Source organism: Croceicoccus hydrothermalis, from assembly GCF_022378335.1.
GTDB lineage: Bacteria > Pseudomonadota > Alphaproteobacteria > Sphingomonadales > Sphingomonadaceae > Croceicoccus > Croceicoccus hydrothermalis.
This window is the reverse complement of sequence record NZ_JAIQCI010000005.1, coordinates 1-2,323: the sequence shown is the minus strand read 5'-3', so window position 1 is coordinate 2,323 and position 2,323 is coordinate 1. Positions and strand designations below refer to the sequence as shown.

Below are 2,323 nucleotides of genomic sequence, written 5' to 3'. Positions count from 1 at the left end.
TGACGTGCTCCCCTGAAATGTGACCGGTTTTTGGTAGAGTCCGACGCAAAGGAGTCGGACGAGAATGAAGCGAAGCAGGTTCAGCGAAGAGCAGATCATCGCGGTATTGAAGGAGCAGGAGGCTGGTATGCCGACGGTGGATGTGTGCCGCCGTCACGGGATCAGCTCGGCGACCTTTTACAAGTGGAAGTCGAAGTTCGGCGGGCTGGAGGTGTCCGATGCCCGTCGGCTGCGGACGCTCGAGCAGGAGAATGCCCGGCTGAAGAAACTGCTGGCCGAGGCGATGCTCAACAATGTCGTGTTGAAGGATCTGGCATCAAAAAATGTATGACCCGCCCTGTCCATGCAAGGGTCGATTGGTGTTGACGGTGCCAGTCTGCACAAATGTATCCGGCCTCTCGCGAGTGGGCCGCTGTTGCGGCCAGGCCTTGATGAGATCCGCGCGCCTCGTTCCCAGATAAATGCTTCGGGCTTTCTGCCCGCTTTTTTGACGGGGCTTACGATGCGCTGGTCCACTGTCTCGTCATCACTCTTACGAACCTCGCAGTTGGTGGCGGCGCCGTTCAGCCGAACGCTGGAACGCGCCGCTCGTAGGTGGCGCCCGGCTTGGTCAGAATCACCCAGACAACGCGAGCGATCTTGGCAGCCAGGGCGACCGTGACCTTGTTCTTGTGCATCCTGCTCTCAAGCCCGTCGAGCCATGGGCCCAAGCGGTCCCTGCTTCTATCGAGATGTGTAACACAGGATCGAGCACCATGGACGATCATCCTTCGCAGGTATTTATTGCCGCGCTTGCTGATGCCAAGCAGCTTAGTCTTCCCGCCGGTCGAGTGTTCGCGCGGCACTAGACCGAGCCAGGCAGCGAGATCACGTGCCCTGCGGAACTGACGTCCCGACCCTGCCGCCGCCAGCAGAGCGGTCGAGGCCAGCGGTCCGATGCCCGGCACAGTCATCAGGCGCCGTGCGGTATCGCTGCGCGCGGCGATGGCTTCGATCTCGTGGTTCATGGCTGTGATGCGCTGTTCGAGTTCCATCATCTCGCCGTGAACCTCCGTCAGGATCCGGCGCATCGAAGGGGTGAGCTCGTTGGTCTCATCCGCAAGCACGCGCGGTATCTCGGCCTTGAACTTGCCTGCGCCCTGATGGATCGCGATACCATACTCGAGACAGAAGGCGCGCATCTGGCTGATCAGCCTCGTTCGATGGGCGATCATCCGGTCTCGCACCCGGTGGAGTGCTTGCAGGTCGATCTGCTCCGGTGTCCTTATCTCTACGAAGCGCATCGTCGGCCTAGTGACGGCTTCCGCAATGGCTTCCGCGTCGATGATGTCGTTCTTGTTCGACTTTACAAAGGGCTTCACGAATTGTGCCGGCACGATCCTAACTGTGTGCCCCATCCCTAGCAGCTTGCGCGCCAGCCACTGCGAACCGGGGCATGCTTCCATCCCGACCAGAACCGGCGACGCGCGTTCGAAAAACTGCAGCAACGTCTCCCGCCTGAATGTCGCCTTCTGGATCGGTGCATGGGCCGCATCGAGGCCGACAACGTGAAAGACTGTTTTGCCAATGTCGATGCCGAAGACGGCTGCATCTCTTGGTTGGTTGCGTATGCTCATAATTACCTCCTTCTCAGTCCGCCGAATGTGCATGGAAGGACAGGGCGGGTCATCCCATTAATGGTAACGCCCGGCGCGAAGCGGGAAGCCGTCGCCCATGCCCGTGAACAGCACGGGCTGAGCGAGCGTCGGGCGTGCAGTCTGGTCGGCGTAAGCCGCAGGGTGATCCGTTACGAGCCGACGAGGCCGGATGACGGGGCGCTGCGGCAACGGTTGCGCGAGCTGGCGGCGGAGCGTCGCCGGTTCGGCTATCGCCGCCTGGGCTACCTGCTGGCGCGGGAAGGCATGAGGCCCAACCACAAGAAGCTGCTGCGCATCTACCGCGAGGAAGGGTTGCGGGTGCGCCGTCGTGGCGGCCGGAAACGGGCGCTGGGCACGCGAAGGCCGATGGTGCTACCCGATGGACCGAACCAGCGTTGGTCGCTCGACTTCGTCTCCGACAGTCTGATCTGCGGTCGGCGCTTCCGCATCCTGTGCGTGGTCGACGACTTCTCGCGGGAGTGCCTGGCGCTGGTCGCTGACACGTCCCTGTCCGGCGCACGGGTCGCCCGCGAACTGACCAGCCTGATCGGGATGCGTGGGAAGCCGCACACGGTGGTCAGCGACAATGGCACCGAACTGACCTCGTCGGCCATCCTGCGCTGGTCGCAGGAACGGCGCGTCGAGTGGCATTACATCGCGCCGGGCAAGCCGATGCAGAACGGCTT

At 62.3% G+C, this 2,323-nt stretch carries 1 protein-coding gene and 2 pseudogenes; 2 read left to right on the top strand and 1 reads right to left on the bottom strand.

The genetic code is table 11. From position 1 onward, the window contains the following. Window positions 1-64 precede the first annotated feature (64 nt). A pseudogene (locus tag K4G67_RS05480) lies at window positions 65-328 on the top strand (transposase); the annotation flags it as partial. 235 nt (window positions 329-563) lie between these two features. Here K4G67_RS05480 and K4G67_RS05475 read toward each other — a convergent pair. Next, window positions 564-1,616, bottom strand: a complete 1,053-nt coding sequence (locus K4G67_RS05475) for an IS110 family RNA-guided transposase (protein WP_048884335.1) — start codon at window positions 1,614-1,616, stop codon at window positions 564-566. A gap of 60 nt (window positions 1,617-1,676) precedes the next feature. Here K4G67_RS05475 and K4G67_RS05470 point away from each other — a divergent pair. Continuing rightward, window positions 1,677-2,323: pseudogene (locus K4G67_RS05470) on the top strand (DDE-type integrase/transposase/recombinase); the annotation flags it as partial.